Source organism: Streptomyces rishiriensis (genome assembly GCF_030815485.1).
GTDB lineage: Bacteria > Actinomycetota > Actinomycetes > Streptomycetales > Streptomycetaceae > Streptomyces > Streptomyces rishiriensis_A.
This window is the reverse complement of sequence record NZ_JAUSWV010000002.1, coordinates 7,525,587-7,542,281: the sequence shown is the minus strand read 5'-3', so window position 1 is coordinate 7,542,281 and position 16,695 is coordinate 7,525,587. Positions and strand designations below refer to the sequence as shown.

Annotated in this window: 14 protein-coding genes; 5 read left to right on the top strand and 9 right to left on the bottom strand. The window is 73.1% G+C overall.

The window, feature by feature from the left end; translation table 11 throughout:
• Positions 1–31: 31 nt before the first annotated feature.
• Positions 32–1,894: a cellulase family glycosylhydrolase gene (locus tag QF030_RS35925; RefSeq protein ID WP_307166731.1), complete on the bottom strand. Its 1,863-nt coding sequence runs from the start codon at positions 1,892–1,894 to the stop codon at positions 32–34.
• Between the two features lie 203 nt (positions 1,895–2,097).
• Between QF030_RS35925 and QF030_RS35920 the strand changes: the two genes are divergently transcribed.
• Positions 2,098–3,198 (top strand): XdhC family protein, encoded by a 1,101-nt coding sequence (locus QF030_RS35920; RefSeq protein ID WP_307166730.1) that lies wholly within the window; start codon positions 2,098–2,100, stop codon positions 3,196–3,198.
• Between the two features lie 262 nt (positions 3,199–3,460).
• Here the strand turns inward: QF030_RS35920 and QF030_RS35915 are convergent, their stop codons facing one another.
• Positions 3,461–3,964 (bottom strand): metallophosphoesterase family protein, encoded by a 504-nt coding sequence (locus QF030_RS35915; RefSeq protein ID WP_307166729.1) that lies wholly within the window; start codon positions 3,962–3,964, stop codon positions 3,461–3,463.
• Positions 3,965–4,116: 152 nt separating this feature from the next.
• Here QF030_RS35915 and QF030_RS35910 point away from each other — a divergent pair, with 152 nt between their 5' ends.
• Positions 4,117–6,048 (top strand): glycosyltransferase family 2 protein, encoded by a 1,932-nt coding sequence (locus QF030_RS35910; RefSeq protein WP_307166728.1) that lies wholly within the window; start codon positions 4,117–4,119, stop codon positions 6,046–6,048.
• 2 nt (positions 6,049–6,050) lie between these two features.
• On the top strand, positions 6,051–6,650 hold the full coding sequence (rfbC, locus tag QF030_RS35905) for a dTDP-4-dehydrorhamnose 3,5-epimerase (RefSeq protein WP_307166727.1): 600 nt from the start codon (positions 6,051–6,053) through the stop codon (positions 6,648–6,650).
• On the opposite strand, the gene QF030_RS35900 is transcribed toward rfbC, so the two are convergent.
• From QF030_RS35900 to QF030_RS35870, 7 genes are all read right to left on the bottom strand, one after another.
• Complete coding sequence (locus QF030_RS35900) at positions 6,640–7,443, bottom strand: class I SAM-dependent methyltransferase (RefSeq protein ID WP_307166726.1); 804 nt, start codon at positions 7,441–7,443, stop codon at positions 6,640–6,642. The two genes, rfbC and QF030_RS35900, sit on opposite strands and share 11 nt — an antisense overlap.
• A complete protein-coding gene (gene rfbD, locus QF030_RS35895; protein WP_307166725.1) occupies positions 7,430–8,338 on the bottom strand; it encodes a dTDP-4-dehydrorhamnose reductase in 909 nt (302 codons plus the stop codon). Before rfbD ends, QF030_RS35900 begins: the two co-directional genes overlap by 14 nt.
• Entirely contained in the window at positions 8,335–9,303 is a 969-nt protein-coding gene (gene rfbB, locus QF030_RS35890) for a dTDP-glucose 4,6-dehydratase (RefSeq protein ID WP_307166724.1), read from the bottom strand. Before rfbB ends, rfbD begins: the two co-directional genes overlap by 4 nt.
• A complete protein-coding gene (locus QF030_RS35885) occupies positions 9,300–10,367 on the bottom strand; it encodes a glucose-1-phosphate thymidylyltransferase (protein ID WP_307166722.1) in 1,068 nt (355 codons plus the stop codon). The genes rfbB and QF030_RS35885 overlap by 4 nt, the downstream gene beginning before the upstream one ends.
• A gap of 68 nt (positions 10,368–10,435) precedes the next feature.
• The gene (locus QF030_RS35880; protein ID WP_307166721.1) at positions 10,436–10,618 is read right to left on the bottom strand and encodes a hypothetical protein; all 183 of its coding nucleotides are present in this window, start codon (positions 10,616–10,618) and stop codon (positions 10,436–10,438) included.
• A 74-nt stretch (positions 10,619–10,692) separates the two neighbouring features.
• Positions 10,693–11,067, bottom strand: coding sequence for a DUF6479 family protein (locus tag QF030_RS35875; protein WP_307166720.1), 375 nt, complete (start codon positions 11,065–11,067; stop codon positions 10,693–10,695).
• A gap of 50 nt (positions 11,068–11,117) precedes the next feature.
• Positions 11,118–13,568, bottom strand: coding sequence for a SpoIIE family protein phosphatase (locus tag QF030_RS35870; protein WP_307166719.1), 2,451 nt, complete (start codon positions 13,566–13,568; stop codon positions 11,118–11,120).
• Positions 13,569–13,779: 211 nt separating this feature from the next.
• Between QF030_RS35870 and lanKC the strand changes: the two genes are divergently transcribed.
• Entirely contained in the window at positions 13,780–16,428 is a 2,649-nt protein-coding gene (gene lanKC / locus QF030_RS35865) for a class III lanthionine synthetase LanKC (RefSeq protein WP_307166718.1), read from the top strand.
• Positions 16,429–16,518: 90 nt separating this feature from the next.
• Positions 16,519–16,638 carry a SapB/AmfS family lanthipeptide gene (locus QF030_RS35860; RefSeq protein ID WP_307167812.1) on the top strand — a complete coding sequence of 40 codons (120 nt, stop codon included), beginning with the start codon at positions 16,519–16,521 and terminating at the stop codon, positions 16,636–16,638.
• The last annotated feature ends 57 nt before the right edge of the window (positions 16,639–16,695 follow it).

The following is a 16,695-nucleotide window of genomic DNA, read 5'->3' as shown; positions in this document are numbered from 1 at the left end:
GCCACCCGCCCCGGCGCCGTGTCCGGCCCGGTCACCCCACCTTCTGCGCCACCCACGCCGACAGCTCCGTGCGGGCGGCGGCCAGCAGGGTCGCGGACGGCGCGGTCGACCCGTTGGCGACCAGGGCGTAGTGCACGGCGCCCGAGTCCGGCGCACTGAGCAGCAGGCGCCTGCTGCCCGTGCCGCCCGGCTCGGCGGCGGCGCCGATCCTGGTGGTCGTCGTGTACGCGGGCGGGGCGTACACCGCGCCCAGATCGGAGACGACCGTCGTCGTGGCGGTGGGGAAGGAGGCCGGCAGATGCAGTTCGGTGGGCGCCGTGCCGCCGTTGGAGCGCCACACCAACAGGCCGTACTGACCGGAGCCGACGAGCTGTTTCGTGTTCGGCAGGGAACCGGGAACCGGGTTCCAGGTGAGCGTGGTGGAGCCGTCGCGGGAGCGGTCCTCGTAGGTGAAGGCGACGGTCGTGCCGGAAGTGGCGCTCGGGTAGAGACGGTCGAGCAGCCGGGCGTCCTGACGGAGGGTCGCCGTGCCGCTGTCGTCCAGGCGTACGGCGGAGAGGTCCTCGTCGTTCCAGGCGTCGCCGGTCGTGAGCACCTTGTCGGCGTTGCCGTTCATCAGCTCGTGGTGGCGGCCGTTGTAGATGTCCCACTGCCACTGCGAACCGGAGAGGACCGGACCCGAGGTCGCCGGGGTCGTCCACCAGTCGGCGCCCTTCACCCGGGAGTCGAGGGCCTGGTACATCGCCTTCAGGACGGTCGGGGCCTTGCCGGCGGTCGTACCGTTCAGGGGATGGCCGAACTCGCTGACGACCGCCGTCGTCCCAGTGGCCGAGGCGCGGTCGCGGACGTTGCCGAAGTCGGTCACGTACTGGCCGTCCTGCGCGTTGCCCCACATCAGGACGCCGGAGATGGCCTTCTGATCGTAGAAGTGGGTGTTGAAGACGTAGCGGGAGCCGAGCGTGCCCGCGTCGAGGAGGCCGCCCTCCTCCTTGCTGACGTTGCCGTTCCAGAACAGGTTCGGCTCGACGAAGGCGGGCTTGTCGGTCCAGCCGGCCGCGTCCATCCGGGCCCGGAACTTCACGTAGAAGGGCCACAGCAGGTCGCGTTCCCAGGTGCGGCTGGTCTGGCCGGAGTCATAGGAGCCGGCGTAGGGCTCGTTGTAGGGGTCGAAGCCGAGGACGCCGTTGAACTCCTCCGTGGTCAGGTTCGTCCTGAGGTACGCCATGGTCTTCTGGGCGGTGGCCAGGAAGGAGTCCTGCAGACCGTGGTTGTTGTGCCAGAAGTCGTACTGGGCGGCCTTCACCGCACCGTTCTGGGTGATGTTCTGACCCCAGAGGAAGCAGATGCCGCAGGACTCGGCGGGGTAACCGCCGAGGGCCACCGCCCACGCGGGGGCGCCGTCGCCCGTGTACCAGCTGCCCGGGTTGAACAGGTGGCGCGAGTAGAGGTCCTGGTGGAAGTCGGGGTAGACCCGGATGCCGGCGGCCAGGAAGGCGCGCATCTGTGCGGTGGCGGCGGCCAGGTAGGTGGTGTCGACCTGGCCGCGCACCGGTTCGGCGTAGGCCCAGGAGAGCAGGAAGCGGACGGAGTTTCCGCCGCCGAGGGCGCGCAGGGCCGTCGCGGACTTCTTGGCGTCGGCGACGGAGGCGAAGGGCAGGCCCTTGTTCTCCGCGAGCTTGGTCTCGCCGGAGACGTTGTAGCCGCGCAGTACGACCTCACGGCCGCCCGCGTCGACGAAGCGGCCGCCCGACACGGTGAGCGCCGTGCCGTCGAAGGAGAGGGAGTCGGGGAGCGTGGCCGCGCCGGCGGTCGGAGAGCCCGCCACCGTCAGGAAGCCACAGAGTCCGCAGAGGACCACCAGAACAGCGAGCAGACGAGCCCGGATATTCGGCATGTCCACTACAGTCCGGTGATTTCCGGACACCGTCAATACCTTCTGACCCACGAGTAAGTTCATTCCCTGTCAGCGCAGTTGGCAACCGGCCGGGCCCGTGCACCAGGCGCCCCGCGCGGCGCGGACCGGCGGGCCGAGCCGCTGCGGATTACCGTTCAGGAGAAACGGCCGACACGGCCGTCGCGGCCGGAAGGGAACCGATCGTGCGCGAGATTCTCCCGGTGCTGAGCGGGTGGTACGCGGCCGGTGCGCCGTTCGGACTCGCCACCGTGGTCGCCGTCAGCCGCAGCGCTCCGCGCGATCCCGGCGCGGCGATGGCGGTGGGGCCGGACGACGAGGTCGTGGGCAGCGTGTCCGGGGGCTGCGTGGAGGGCGCGGTCTTCGAACTGGCGCGGGAGGTCGTGGCCGACGGGGCGGCCCGGCTGGAGACCTTCGGCTACAGCGACGAGGACGCCTTCGCCGTGGGCCTGACCTGCGGCGGCGAGATCACGCTGCTCGTCCGCCCCGTCACGCCCGGCCTCGACCCGTCCTTCGGCTCCGTCGCGGAGTCGGTCGCCGCGGGCGAGCCGGTGACGGCGGCCACGGTGACCGACGGCCCCGCGCCGCGCGGAGCCACCCTCGCCGTCTGGCCGGACCGGACCTCCGGCACGCTGGGCACGGAGGGTCTGGACGCGGCCGTCACCGCCGACGCGCGCGGCGAACTCGCGCTGGGCGTCACCGGCGTCCGGCACTACGGGCCGCGCGGTCAGCGGCGGGAGGACACCGTCGCGGTGTTCCTGCACTCCTTCGCGCCGCCGCCGCGCATGCTGGTGTTCGGCGCGATCGACTACGCGGCCGCCGTGGCCCGGGTCGGCGACTTCCTGGGCTACCGGGTCACGGTGTGCGACGCCCGCCCGGTCTTCGCCACCCCGAAGCGCTTCCCACCGGGCGTCGAGGTGGTCGCGGAATGGCCGCACCGGTATCTGCACGGCACAGAGACCGACGAGCGCACGGCGATCTGCGTGCTGACCCACGACCCGAAGTTCGACGTGCCGCTGCTCGAGGTGGCTCTGCGCCGGCCGGCCGCGTACATCGGGGCGATGGGCAGCCGCCGCACCCACGACGAACGCCGGGCCCGACTCGTCGGGGCCGGGCTCACCGACGCCGAACTGGCCCGGCTGCGCTCACCGGTCGGGCTGGACCTGGGGGCCCGTACACCCGAGGAGGTCGCCGTGTCGGTGGCCGCCGAGATCGTCGCCCTGCGCTGGGGCGGCAGCGGGGCCCCGCTGACCGCGACGGCCGGGGCGATCCACCGCGCGCGGTGAGGTGGGTCCACCGCCTTCAACCCCCTGGAAGCGAATGACGCAGATCGCCCTGATCACACCTATCGACCGAATCTTGATGATTTTGACCTAAAGGTGTGAAGTGCGTGTGAACGGGTAGGCGCACTTAACGGACAGGCATGCATGTCCTCTGTCCTTCGTCTCACGAAGGAAGGAGGTCCGTTGAAGCAACGCACACTCGCAAGTTCCGGGCCGCCCCCGACCAGCTCGGCCGGGCGCGGCCCGGTTCTCTGTCCCGGCTCCGTCATCGGCGCGGGGGCAGCCGGTGCAGGACGAGGTCGGTGAGCCTGCCGTCGGCCGCGGTGGCGGTCAGGTAGGTGCAGTACGGCTGACGGCGGCGGTCGGTCGGGGAACCGGGGTTGAGCAGGCGCGGTCCACCGGGGGCGGTGGTGTCCCAGGGGATGTGGCTGTGGCCGAACACCAGGACGTCGAGGTCGGGGAAGCGGGCGGCACAGCGGGCCTCGCGGCCCTGGGCGGGGCCCGTCTCGTGGACCACCCCGAACCGCAGTCCGCCCAGTTCGGCGAAGGCGGTCTCGGGCAGCCGGGCCCGCAGGTCCGGGCCGTCGTTGTTGCCGTACACGCCGACGACCCGACGGCTGCGGCTCTCCAGCAGGTCCAGGGTGTCCGTGTCGACCCAGTCGCCGGCATGGATCACCACGTCCGCGAGCGGAAGCTCGTCGAGCAGCGGGGCGGGCAGCGCCTTGGCGCGCCGGGGGAGGTGGGTGTCGGACATCATCAGCAGGCGCACGGCGCCAGACTACAAAATCCCCGACTCGGATCAATCCGGACAGGTGGGGCGTCGGCGGCGGGGTTAGCATCGGGCCACGCGCACCCTCCGTCGCGCGCACGGCAGAGCGATCCAGCACGGCAGAGCGATCCAGCAAGGGGGCCAGGAGCCCGATGCCGGTCAAGGTCAGCGTCATCGTCCCCGTCTACAACCCCGGTCCCTACATCGAGGAGTGTCTCGCCTCGCTGCTCAGGCAGTCGCTGCCGCCGGACGAGTACGAGGTGATCTTCGTCGACGACGGCTCCACCGACGCCACACCGGCCCGGCTGGACGCGGTCGCCGCCGAGGACCCCCGGGTCCGGGTCGTCCACCAGGAGAACTCGGGCTGGGCGGGCAAACCCCGCAACGTCGGCATCGACGTCTCCAGGGGCGAGTACGTGATGTTCGTCGACAACGACGACCACCTCGGCGACGAGGCCCTGGAGCGGATGTACGCCTACGGGGTCGCGAACGACGCCGATGTCGTGGTGGGCAAGATGGCCGGCAAGGGCCGCGGGGTGCCGGTGGAGCTGTTCCGCACCAACCGTCCGCACGCCACCGTCGAGAACGCGCCGCTGATCGACAGTCTCACCCCGCACAAGATGGTCCGCCGGGCGTTCCTGGACCGCACCGGCCTGCGTTTTCCCGAAGGCCGACGGCGCCTGGAGGACCATGTCTTCGTCACCGAGGCCTATCTGCGCGCGGACAACGTCTCGGTGCTCAGCGACTACGTCTGCTACTACCACGTCCGACGCGACGACGCCGCGAACGCGGGCTTCCAGCGGTTCGACCCGGTGGGGTACTTCAAGAACCTGCGGGAGGCTCTCGACGTCGTCGAGCGGTACACCGAGCCGGGTCCGCTGCGCGACAAGCTGTTCCGGCGGTGGCTGCGCGTCGAGATGGTCGAGCGGCTGCGCGGCACACGCTTCCTCGGCCTGCCCGAGGACTACCGCAGGGACCTGTTCGAGGAGATCCACGGGGTCGTCGTCGAGCGGTTCGGGCCGGGTGTGGCGGCGCCGCTGCAGCCCACCCAGCGGGTCGTCGCCGCGCTGGCCGCCGACGGACGCTACGAGGACCTCGTCGCGTTCGCGGAGTGGGAGGCGGGCGTCGCGCTCGCCGTCGACCCGGAGGACGTCACCTGGCAGGGCGGTGTGCTGCGGATCGTCTTCGCCGCCGAGCTGACGCACGACGGCGGGCCGATGACCTTCCCGTCCGCCGGGGGTTCCCCGCAGTGGCCGCCGCGGGACGTCGCCGAGGCGGTCCGGTGGCTGGGCACGGACACCGTGGGCCGGTTCGACCGGGCCGTGCCCGATCTGCTGCTGCGGGAGCGGGCCAGCTCGGCGCAGTACTTCCAGCCGGTGGGCGTGGTCCGGGAGACGGTCCCGGCCGGCGACGGCAGCCAGGTGCGGCTCGTCCTGCGGGCGACCGCCACCATCGATCCCGCCACGGCGCTGAGCGGCGGGCCGGCGGGCGAGGGGCTGTGGGACGTGTACGTGCGCGTCGGCCTGGGCGGCTGGACGAAGGAGCTGCGGCTCGGTCCGGCGCCCCGGCACGGCCGTCCGGCCCCGCCCGCGGGGGTGGTCGCCGGGCGCGTGGTGCTGCCGTACTGGACCGACCGGTACGCGAGCCTCGCGCTGGACGTCGGTCACGCGGGCGAGCGGCTGGGCCTGGGCCGGGTGGCGGCCGGGGACGTCGCCGTCGCGGAGGACCGGCTCCACGTGGTCCTGCCGCTGCACGTGCCCGAGCCCGCCGATGTGCTGCTGCGGCTGACCGGGACCAGGTCCGGCAGTTCGCGCGAGGTCTTCGGGACCCTCTCGCCGGGCGGCCGGCTGGCGGCCGTCCTGCCGGTCGGCGATCTGCTGGGCGGCACCTGGCTCGCGACGGTGTGCCTCACCCCGGACGCGGACGGGGCGCGCTTCCGCCCGCTGCCCTTCGCCCTGCACGTGGCGTCCGACGGCGTCCTCGTGGTGCCGGCGCCCCAGCCCGCCGGACCGCGGCGCCTGGCCCGCCGGGTGCGAAGGGCGCTGTACCGGGCACTCCAGAGCATCACGCCCCGCAGGAGGTAGACATGCGGCCACTGGACATCGAGGGGGCCTGGGTGCTGGAACCCAAGGTGTTCCCCGACGGGCGGGGCAGCTTCCACGAGTGGTACCGGACGCCGGAGTTCCGCGAGGCCACCGGTTACGACCTGGAGCTCGCCCAGGCCAACTGCTCCGTCTCGCGCCGGGGCGTGCTGCGCGGGATCCATTTCTCGGACGTGCCGCCCGGGCAGGCCAAGTACGTCACCTGTGTCCACGGGGCGGTGCTCGACGTGGTCGTCGACCTGCGCGTGGGCTCACCCCTGTTCGGCCGGTGGGAGGCGGTCCGGCTGGACGACGACACCCGGCACGCGGTGTTCCTCGCCGAGGGCCTCGGCCACGCCTTCCTGGCCCTGACCGACGAGGCCACCGTGGTCTACCTCTGCTCGACCGGGTACGCGCCCGGGCATGAGCACGGGGTGCATCCGCTCGACCCGGCGCTGGGCATCGACTGGCCGCGGGGCGTGGAGCCGGTGCTGTCGCCCAAGGACGCGCGGGCGCCGTCGCTGGCCCGGGCGCGGGCGTCGGGCCTGCTGCCGTCGTACGCGTCCTGCCGGGAGCGGTACCGGGAGCTGAGGATCAGCGGCTGACCGCCGCCCGTTCCACCGCCGAGCGCAGCGGCTCCCAGCCCCGGGAGCGGTCGAGGCCCCGGTTGCGGGCCCGCACCAGCGGCTTCCAGAAACCCGCCCGCAGCAGGGTCGCGGGCCGCACCGCCCGCACCCGTTCCAGAATCGCCTCGGGGACCTTCTGCGGGTCGGGGACGTCGTACTCGGCGACGATCTCCTGGTACTTGTCGCGCAGCACGGGGTTGCGGGGGTCCGCGCCGAAGACGACGAGCTGTCCGGTCGGCTGTGTGTCGACGGGGACCGCCACCAGGTCGGGCCGGTAGCGGGCCAGGATCTCGACGATCTTGTAGACGTCGCCTGTCCAGGCGGTGGTGTGCCGGTCGCGGGCGGCCTCGTCGACGCCCCGGGGCAGCATGTCGTCGAGGACGATCACGCTGGACCAGTCGGAGTGCCTCTCGACGTTGATGAAGTCGCGCAGCGCGTACTCGAAGAGGTGCATGCCGTCGATGAAGGACAGGTCGAGGGTGGTACGGCGCCAGTGGCCGAGCGGGTGGCGGCCCCGGGCGAGGTTGCGCAGCGGGTTGCGGCCGCCCCTGAGATGGGCGAGGGGGTCGCGGCGCGCGAAGAAGTCGTCGCTGGTGGCCTTCACCAGGTGGACGTCGCAGCGGATCTCCGTGGTGACCTTGAACGCCGGGTCGACCGCGATGCTGGGCACCCGGGACAGCCGCAGACTGCGGCCGTCGTTGACGCCGATCTCCAGGTAGTTGCGGTTGGCGGTGGCCTTGTGCAGTTCCCGCAGGAACTCATGGCGTTTCACGAAGGGACTCCTTGAGGGACACCGGGTCGAAGGACGCCTTGCGGATCAGGGGAAGCGCCTGTCCCAGGGCGGCGCGCCAGTCCCGTGGCGGCGACAGGCCCACCTCCCGCCACCGGCCGTGCGCGAGCACGCTGTACGCGGGACGGGGCGCGGGCCCGGGGAAGGCGTCGCCGGTGGTGGGACGCACCCGGTCCGGATCGGCGCCGACGGAGCGGAACACCTCGCGGGCCAGGTCGTACCAGGTGGCCTCGCCGGCCGAGGTGGCGTGGAAGACACCCGTCGCGCCACGGCCGGCCTTCGGTCCCAGATCGGCGATGCGGGCGGCGACGTCCGCGCTCCAGGTGGGCTGGCCGCGCTGGTCGTCGACGACGTCGACGGTGTCGCGGCGGGTCTGGAGCTCCAGCATCGTGCGGACGAAGCTGCGGCCGTGGGCGCCGTAGAGCCAGGCGGTGCGCACGATCACGCCGGCGTCCGGGAGCGCGGCCCGGACGGCCCGTTCGCCCGCCAGCTTGGTGCGGCCGTAGACGGTGCGGGGGGACGGCGGGTGGTCCTCCCGGTAGGGGGCCCGCGCCGCACCGTCGAAGACGTAGTCCGTGGAGACGTGGACCAGACGGGCGCCGTGCGCGGCGCAGGCGGCGGCCAGCAGCCCGGGACCCTCGCCGTTGACCAGCAGCGCGCGGGCCGCGTCGGTCTCGGCGTTGTCGACGGCCGTGTAGGCGGCGCAGTTGACCACCAGGTCGGGCCGGTGCGCGGCGAACGCCCGGGCCACGGAACCGGGCCGGGTGATGTCCAGGCCGGCACGGTCGAGGCCGGTCACGTCCTCGCCGCGCCGCACCAGTTCCGCCACCGTGTCCCGGCCGAGCATGCCGCCCGCGCCGGTGACCAGCCATCTCATGTCGAGCGCGCTTGTCGCTTCAGGGGCTCCCACCAGTCGCGGTGGTCCCGGTACCACGCGACCGTCTCGGCGAGACCGGTGGCGAAGTCGTGGCGGGGCCGGTAGCCGAGCTCGGTGCGGGCCTTCGTCCAGTCGACGCAGTAGCGCAGGTCGTGGCCCTTGCGGTCCTCGACGTGGCGGACCCGGTCCCAGCCGGCCCCGCAGGCGTCGAGGAGCAGAGCGGTCAGCTCGCGGTTGCTCAGCTGGGTGCCGCCGCCGATGTTGTGGACCTCGCCGGGGCGGCCCTTCGTGCGGACCAGGTCGACCGCCGCGCAGTGGTCCTCTACGTGCAGCCAGTCACGGACGTTGCGTCCGTCGCCGTAGAGGGGGACCTGCTCGCCGTCCAGGAGGTTGGTGACGAAGAGCGGGATCACCTTCTCGGGGAACTGGTGCGGGCCGTAGTTGTTGGAGCAGCGGGTGACGCGGACGTCCAGGCCGTGGGTGCGGTGGTAGGAGAGGGCGATCAGGTCGGAGGAGGCCTTCGAGGCGGCGTACGGGGAGTTGGGGCGCAGCGGGTGGTCCTCGGTCCAGGCGCCGGTCTCGATGGAGCCGTACACCTCGTCGGTGGAGACGTGCACGAACGGGCCGACGCCGTGCCGCAGGGCCGCGTCGAGCAGCGTCTGGGTGCCGAGGACGTTGGTGCGGACGAACGTGCCCGCGCCGTCGATGGAGCGGTCGACGTGGGACTCGGCGGCGAAGTGGACGACCTGGTCGGCGGCGGCGGTCAGCTTGTCCACGAGAGCGGCGTCGCAGATGTCGCCGTGCTCGAAGTCCAGCCGGGGGTGCCCGGCCGGCAGGTTGGTGCGGCTGCCCGCGTACGTCAGCTTGTCCAGGACGGTGATCCGCACGGCGGGGTCGCGGTCCAGCAGGCCGCGCACGTACGTGGAGCCGATGAATCCGGCGGCCCCGGTGACGAGGAGGTTCATGTGTGGATCTGTACCTTGCTGTGGTCGCCGAGGACCAGCCGGTGGGCGCTGGACACGCCGGCCGCCGGAGTGACCTCGACATACCGGCCGATCAGCGAGTTCTCGATGCGACCGACTCCCTCGATGGAGGAGCCGCGCAGCACGATGGAGAACTCCAGCTCGCTGTCGGTGATCCGGCAGTTCTCGCCGACGGAGGTGAAGGGGCCGACGTAGGAGTCGCGGACCTCGCTGCCGGCTCCGAGGACGACGGGCCCCACCAGGCGTGAGTTCACCACCCTGGCGCCGGCCTCCACGACGACCCGTCCGACCGCCTCGGAGGCCTCGTCGACCTCGCCGTCGATGCGGCGCTCGAGGCTCTCCAGCACGGTCCGGTTGACCTCCAGCATGTCGACGACGTTGCCGGTGTCCTTCCAGTAGCCCTTGATGATCGTGGAGCGCACCCGGGCGCCGGTGTCGATGAGCCGCTGGACGGCGTCGGTGATCTCCAGCTCGCCGCGCCGGGAGGGGCCGATGGCGCGCACGGCGTCGTGGATCGCTGACGTGAAGAGGTAGACGCCGACCAGGGCGAGGTCGCTCTTGGGATGCGGGGGCTTCTCCTCGAGGCCCACGACCTGGCCCGCGGCGTCGAGTTCGGCGACTCCGAAGGCGCGGGGGTCGGGGACCCGGGTGAGCAGGATCTGGGCGTCGGGCCGGTTCCTGCGGAACTCGTCGACGAGGTCGGTGATGCCTCCGACGATGAAGTTGTCGCCGAGGTACATCACGAAGTCGTCCTCGCCGAGGAAGTCGCGGGCGACGATCACCGCGTGGGCGAGGCCGAGCGGCCTGTCCTGCGGGATGTAGGTGATCTCCAGGCCGAACCGGGAGCCGTCGCCGACGGCCTCCCGGATCTCCTGCGCGGTGTCACCGACGATCACACCGACCTCGGTGACACCGGCGGCGGCGATGGACTCCAGGCCGTAGAACAGCACGGCCTTGTTGGCCACCGGTACGAGCTGTTTGGCCGAGGTGTGGGTGATCGGCCGCAGGCGCGTCCCCGCGCCGCCGGACAGCACAAGAGCCTTCATGAGCCCCACTCCAGCCCCGGTCGCCCGGCAGCGACCGCTTCCGTCCCTCTGCGCGCACTGTGCGCCGGTCAGTCCTCACCCCTGACAATGTTCCATTCCGGGCCGGACTGCATCCCGACGACCGCGCCGGGCACGGCGACGGCCGGCAGACAGGTGCGGGGCGCGGCCGCGGCGCGGCGCAGCCGCCGGGCCCTGGCCCAGCCGGTCTCGGCCCGGCGGGCCTGGGGTTTGTCCTCGGTGTGCGCGGTCATGACGGTTCATCGCCCTTCTCGGTCACCGGGCGCTCGCCTCGGCGACCCTTCTGGTCAGCGGGCTCTCGCCCCGGTCAGGGGCCACCCTGGCCGCCGCTGCCGAACGAGCCGCCGGAACCCTCGTCCCAGCGGGGGCGGCGCTGGTCGGCGCTGTCCCGGCTGCCGGTGGGCCGCAGCTCGTGCGGGGTGAGGCGTTCGCTCTCGTCGGTCGCCGACGGCATCTCGTTGGGCTCGCGGGCCCGGCGGGCCTCCTGGGCCGGGCCGGAGCCGGGCCTGCGGGGCTGTTCGTGCGGCTTCGGCGGCGCGGGCTCGCGTTCGCGGACCTTGATGCCGAGCCGGAAGGCCCAGATCAGGCCGCCGACGAGCACGACCCCGACGACGATGAAGGCGGCAGTGGCCAGCACGGACTTTCCGGATGCCGCGAGATACGCGGAGGCGAAGGTGTCCATGGGGGGCGGGTACCCCCTTCGCGCTCCGGGACACTCGGCGGCCCGGTGGCTCAGTGGTCCAGCGAAAGGTCGCTCCACACCTGCTTGCCGCCGCTGACCGGCACCGTCCCCCAGGCGTCGGACATGGCCTCGACGAGGAGGATGCCCCGGCCGCCGGTGGCCTCCCAGCCGAGGCTGCTCGGCTTGACGGGGCTGCGGGGGGAGGCGTCGGTGACGGCGACGCGCAGTCGGCGGCCGATGAGGACGAGGTCGAGACGGACCCGGCCGTCGGTGTGCACCAGGGCGTTGGTCACCAGTTCGGAGACCACGAGCAGGGCGGTGTCCATCGCGTCGGCGGGCACGCCCCAGACGCGCAGGGTGCGCCGGGTGAAGCGGCGGGCCTGCCGGGCCGCCTCGGGCACCCGCCACACCGTCCAGCCCTCGCGCAGGGGTTTCACGGCCATGCCGTCGTAGCGCATGAGGAGCAGGGCGACGTCGTCGCCGCGGTGGGCGTTGCCGAGCAGGGCGTCGGCGAGGGGACCCAGGCGTGCCGGGTCGGAAACGCTCAGTTCGTGGGCGAGGCGGCCCAGGCCGGTGTCGATGTCCATGTCGGCGGACTCCACGAGTCCGTCCGTGGTCAGGGCGATGACGGTGCCGGGCACCAGGCGCAGCGGGGTCATCGGGAACTCGGCCCGGGTCACCACGCCGAGCGGCGGGCCGCCGTCCGTCTCGGCGATGTCGGTCGATCCGTCCGGGTACCGCAGGACGGGTGGCGGGTGGCCCGCCCGCACACACCAGGCGGTGCCCTCCTCCATGTCGACGTCGACATAGCAGCAGGTGGCGAAGAGGTCCGTCTCCAGCTCCATCAGGAGCCGGTTGGCGTGGGAGACGACGACGTCCGGCGGGTGCCCCTCGGCCGCGTAGGCGCGCAGCGCCGTGCGCATCTGGCCCATGAGGGTGGCGGCGCCCGCGCTGTGTCCCTGGACGTCGCCGATGACGAGCGCGACGTGGTGGTCGGACAGCGGGATCACGTCGTACCAGTCGCCGCCCAACTCGAGGCCCGCGGTGGCCGGCAGGTAGCGGGCGACGGCGACGGCGCCGGGGAGCTCCGGCAGGCGGCGCGGGAGCAGCTGGCGCTGGAGCATGCCGACGAGCTCGTGCTCGGCGTCGAAGGCGCGGACGCGCGACAGGGCCTGACCGGCGAGACCGGCGGAGGCGGTGAGCAGCGCGCGTTCGTCCGGGCCGAAGTCGTGCGGCTCGTCCCAGCCGATGAGGCAGGCGCCGGCCATGCGGCTCCCGGCGGACAGCGGCAGGACGGCGAGGCCGCCGGGGCCGACCTCGGCGAGGGCCGGTTCCAGGGCGGTGCCTGCGGGCCAGATCCGGGCGCGGCCCTCGTGCAGCGCGGCGGCCAGGGTGGGCATGGCGCGCACGGGCGCGTCGGGCCACTCGGCACGCCACTCCAGCTGCCACAGCTCGGGCCAGGCCTCGGGTTCGGGCGGGTCGAGGACGGTGACCACGAGGCGGTCGTTCTCCAGCTCGGCGAGCGCGATCCGGTCGGCCCGCAGCGGCTTGCGCAGCGCGGCGACGACGGCCTGTCCGACGTCGCTGACGGTGCCCGCGGTGGCGAGCGCGGCGGCCAGCCGCTGGACGCGGGCGACGTCGTTGACCTCGCCGCGCAGGGTCGAGGCGTCGGTGACGGTGCCGACGAGCCGCGCCGGCCTGCCGTCGCCGGGCAGCAGCCGGCCGCGCAGCCTGAGCCATCTCGGCGGCCCGGCGGGCTGGAGGACGCGGAACTCCAGCTCGCGCTCGCCGATCGACATGTGGTCCGCCTCGACGACGGACATCAGCGAGGGCAGGTCTTCGGGGACGGTGAGCCCGAGCAGTGTCTCCACCCGGCCGTCGAAGCGGTCCCGGCTCATGGCGAACAGTTCCAGGAGCGCGTCGCCGACCTCGACCCGCCCGCTGTCCATGGCCAGGCTGAAGGCGTGGGGGCGCAGTTCCTCGTCCTCGGCGGGGAGGGCCGGAGCGGGCAGGACGACGGCCTCGGCGACGAGCTGCAGACAGGCCCGGTCGTCGGCGCCGAAGCCGCCGGGGCGCTCGCTCACCGCGAGCAGACAGCCTCCGGTGCCGCCGTGCACGGGCAGGACGGCCAGGTGGATGTCCCGGGCGGGCATCCGTCGCGCCTCCGCGCAGTCGGCGAGTTCCGCCGGGCCCAGCCACAGCGGCCGTCCGGCGCGGTGGGCGTCGGCGGGCGGCGAGCGCCCGTCGAGCGGGTAGCTCTCGCGCAGGCCGTACAGGGTCCTCGGCACGCCGGCCGACTCGACCAGCCGGAGCAGGTCGCCGTCCCCGTCGGGTGTGTAGACCGCGGCGAGGACCGCGCCGGCGAAGACGAGCGCCTGTTCGAGCGTGCGCCTCACCCGTTCGGGTGAGGCGGGATCCGCCGCGATCGTCTTGAGCGCGATTTCGGCACACAGGGGCCCCGTTCTGCGCTCCGCGGCACCCTGACTGACCACGTCCGCCATTACAGCGCCAAAGGTGTCCCCGCGCAGCCCCTGCGGCCGTTTCATGGCGCCGGCGAGGGGTAGCGGGCGCCGGCCGCGCTCGAAACCGACCGAACATGTCTTGACGCATGCGTTCCGCACAGGGATGTCGTGACAGGCGTGACTGTCCACGGCCCTCGTCCTGTTGCGAGTCTCTTGGCGGGCCCACCGGCCGGCCGAGGGAAGGGGACGCATGGACAAGCGGTACGAGGTGTACGCGTTGGCGGACGCGCACTTCTACGAGACGCCCGACCGGCTGACCGGCGACGGGCCCGCGCCGCTGTTCGACACGGCGCGCCGCCCGGTCCCCGAGGGCTGGACCTCGGCGCGCATCGGCGACTGGCTGACCCTGACACCGCTCGCCGCGGACGGCTCCCCCGCGCCGGGTCCCGCCCAGGGCTGGAAAGTGCACGCCTCGGCCACCCGGGCGAACGCGGAGCGGATCGCGGCCATCGTGTGGGACTACTGCGTCCCGCGCCGCGTCCCGTTCAAGTTCGTGCCGGGCCCGCATCTGCTGCATCTGCGCAACACCAAGTACGCGGGCCGCGACACCAGCGGCAAGTTCGTCACCGTCTATCCGTCCGACGAGGAGCAGCTGCACACGGTGCTGCGCGAGCTGGGCGCCCTGCTGGAGGGCTTCGAGGGCCCGTACATCCTGACCGACCTGCGCTGGTCCGACGGCCCGCTCTACGTCCGCTACGGGGCGTTCGCACGCAGTTTCGTCGTCGACGACCGGGGCTCGCTGGTGCCGGCGGTGCGCGACGGCGCGGGGGTCCTGGTCCCGGACCGGCGGGCGCCCTCCTTCCAGGTGCCGGAGTGGGTGACGCTGCCCCCGTTCCTGGAGCCCCACCTGACGGCCCGCAACACGACGACGACGGGCGAACTGCCCTACCGCATCGAGAAGGCGCTGCACTTCTCCAACGGCGGCGGCGTCTACGCCGGCACCGATACCCGGGACGGACGCAAGGTGGTCCTCAAGGAGGGCCGGCCGCACGCGGGACTGGCCTCGGACGGGGCCGACGCGATCACCCGGCTGGAGCGGGAGAAGCGGGCGTTGGAGGCGGTGGCGGGGACCGGGGTGGTGCCCGAGGTCCGGGACTGGTTCACCCTCGGCGACCACCGCTTCCTCGTCATGGACCTCGTCGAAGGGCGTCCGCTCAACTCCTTCTTCGGGGAACGGCATCCGCTGCTCTGCCCGGACCCCGATCCGCGGGCCGTCGCCGCTTACACGGCATGGGCGGTACGGATCCACGGGGCGGTGGAACGGGCCGTGCGCACGGTGCACGCGCGCGGGATCGTCTTCAACGACCTGCACGTCTTCAACATCATGGTCGCGCCGGACGAGGAGTCGGTGTACCTGATCGACTTCGAGGCGGCGGCGCCCGCCGGGGAGAACGGCCGCCAGGTCGTGGCGCATCCCGGCTTCTTCGCACCGCCCGACCGCCGGGGCGCCGACGTCGACCGGTACGCCCTGGCCTGCTTACGGCTGGCCCTGTTCCTGCCCGTCACCACGCTGTTCGTGGTCGACCGGGGCAAGGCGGCCCATCTGGCCGAGGTGATCGCCGAGCAGTTCCCGGACGTGCCCGGGGGGTTCCTGGACGAGGCGGTCGCCGAGATCACCCGCGACATCGGGGTGGACCCGGGTCTCCCGGACGACGGCCGGGCCGGCGCGCCGGTACGGGCCGCGGGCCGTGTGCCGTCGGCGCCGGCCTTCCGGGTGGAGCCCGGCGACTGGCCGCACAGCCGGGACTCGATGGTCAAGGCGATCCTCGCCTCGGCGACTCCGGAGCGCGACGACCGGCTCTACCCCGGGGACGTCGCCCAGTTCTCCGACGGCGGCGGTCTCGGGCTGGCGCACGGCGCGGCGGGCGTGCTGTACGCGCTGGCGGTGACCGGCGCCGACCGCCACGACGACGGTGAACGGTGGCTCCTCGACCACACCGCCCCGGCCCCCACCGGCACCCCGCTCGGCCTGTACGACGGGCTCGCGGGCGTCGCCCACGTGCTGGACCTGCTGGGTCACCGGCAGCGGGCGCTGGACCTGGTCGACAACATCCTGCGCGAGCGGTGGCAGAACCTCTCCTCGGACCTGCACGGCGGGCTGGCCGGACTGGGGCTCGTCCTCGCCGACCTGGCGCGCCGGACGGGTGAGCCGGGCCTGCGCGAACGGGCCGCGGAGGCCGCCGACATCGTCGTACGCCGACTCGCCGAACCGGTGCCGCAGGCGCCCCGACGACACCGGGCCGGGCTGCTGCGGGGCGCGAGCGGACCCGCGCTCTTCCTGCTCAGGCAGTACGAGGAGACCGGCGACCGCCGGTTGCTGGAGGCGGCCGGTGTCGCCCTGCGCCGGGACCTGGCGGCCTGCAAGGAGCGCGAGGGCGGGGCGCTGGAGGTCGACGAGGGGTGGCGGACCCTGCCCTATCTCGGCGACGGGAGCGTGGGAGTGGGAGCGGTGCTCGACGACCACGCGGCCCACGCCGGGGACGCGGCGGAGGAGTTCGGGCGGGCCCGCGCCGGCGTCCTCACCGCGGCCACCTCGCGCTTCTACGCGCAGCCCGGCCTCTTCCAGGGCCGCGCCGGCATGATCCTGCACCTGGCCCGCACCACCACGCCCGGCGCGACCCGGGCCCGGCTCGACGAGCAGATCGCCGGGCTGGGCTGGTTCGCGATGCCCTACCAGGGCCAGCTCGCCTTCCCCGGGCACCAGATGATGCGGCTCTCCATGGACCTCGGCACCGGAACGGCGGGCTGCCTGCTCGCCCTCGCCGCCGCCCTCGACCCGGACGGCACGGGCGCCACCGCGCACCTGCCGTTCCTCCCGCCGCTACGGCGGCCCTCATGACGCGGCTCCGCCATGCATGGACGGAGTCGTGACGCAACCCGTCCCCACGGGACGTGACATCCCATTGATGAACCGATGAGAGGACACACCATGGCCCTGCTCGACCTTCAGACGATGGAATCCGACGAGCACACCAGCGGCGGCGGCGGCAACAGCACCGTGAGCCTGCTGTCCTGCATCAGCGCGGCCAGCGTTCTGCTCTGTCTCTGACACGCACGACACGCTGAAGGTTCCGGGCGGTCCGCTCCCCAGGGAGGGGCCGCCCGG

Bases quoted from the DNA above. Each gene is read 5' to 3' on its own strand.
- QF030_RS35880 (WP_307166721.1), bottom strand. From the start codon at position 10,618: ATGACCGCGCACACCGAGGACAAACCCCAGGCCCGCCGGGCCGAGACC.
- rfbC (WP_307166727.1), top strand. From the start codon at position 6,051: ATGCGGCCACTGGACATCGAGGGGGCCTGGGTGCTGGAACCCAAGGTG.
- QF030_RS35925 (WP_307166731.1), bottom strand. From the start codon at position 1,894: ATGCCGAATATCCGGGCTCGTCTGCTCGCTGTTCTGGTGGTCCTCTGC.
- rfbD (WP_307166725.1), bottom strand. From the start codon at position 8,338: ATGAGATGGCTGGTCACCGGCGCGGGCGGCATGCTCGGCCGGGACACG.
- QF030_RS35860 (WP_307167812.1), top strand. From the start codon at position 16,519: ATGGCCCTGCTCGACCTTCAGACGATGGAATCCGACGAGCACACCAGC.
- QF030_RS35875 (WP_307166720.1), bottom strand. From the start codon at position 11,067: ATGGACACCTTCGCCTCCGCGTATCTCGCGGCATCCGGAAAGTCCGTG.
- rfbB (WP_307166724.1), bottom strand. From the start codon at position 9,303: ATGAACCTCCTCGTCACCGGGGCCGCCGGATTCATCGGCTCCACGTAC.
- QF030_RS35910 (WP_307166728.1), top strand. From the start codon at position 4,117: ATGCCGGTCAAGGTCAGCGTCATCGTCCCCGTCTACAACCCCGGTCCC.
- lanKC (WP_307166718.1), top strand. From the start codon at position 13,780: ATGGACAAGCGGTACGAGGTGTACGCGTTGGCGGACGCGCACTTCTAC.
- QF030_RS35885 (WP_307166722.1), bottom strand. From the start codon at position 10,367: ATGAAGGCTCTTGTGCTGTCCGGCGGCGCGGGGACGCGCCTGCGGCCG.
- QF030_RS35870 (WP_307166719.1), bottom strand. From the start codon at position 13,568: ATGGCGGACGTGGTCAGTCAGGGTGCCGCGGAGCGCAGAACGGGGCCC.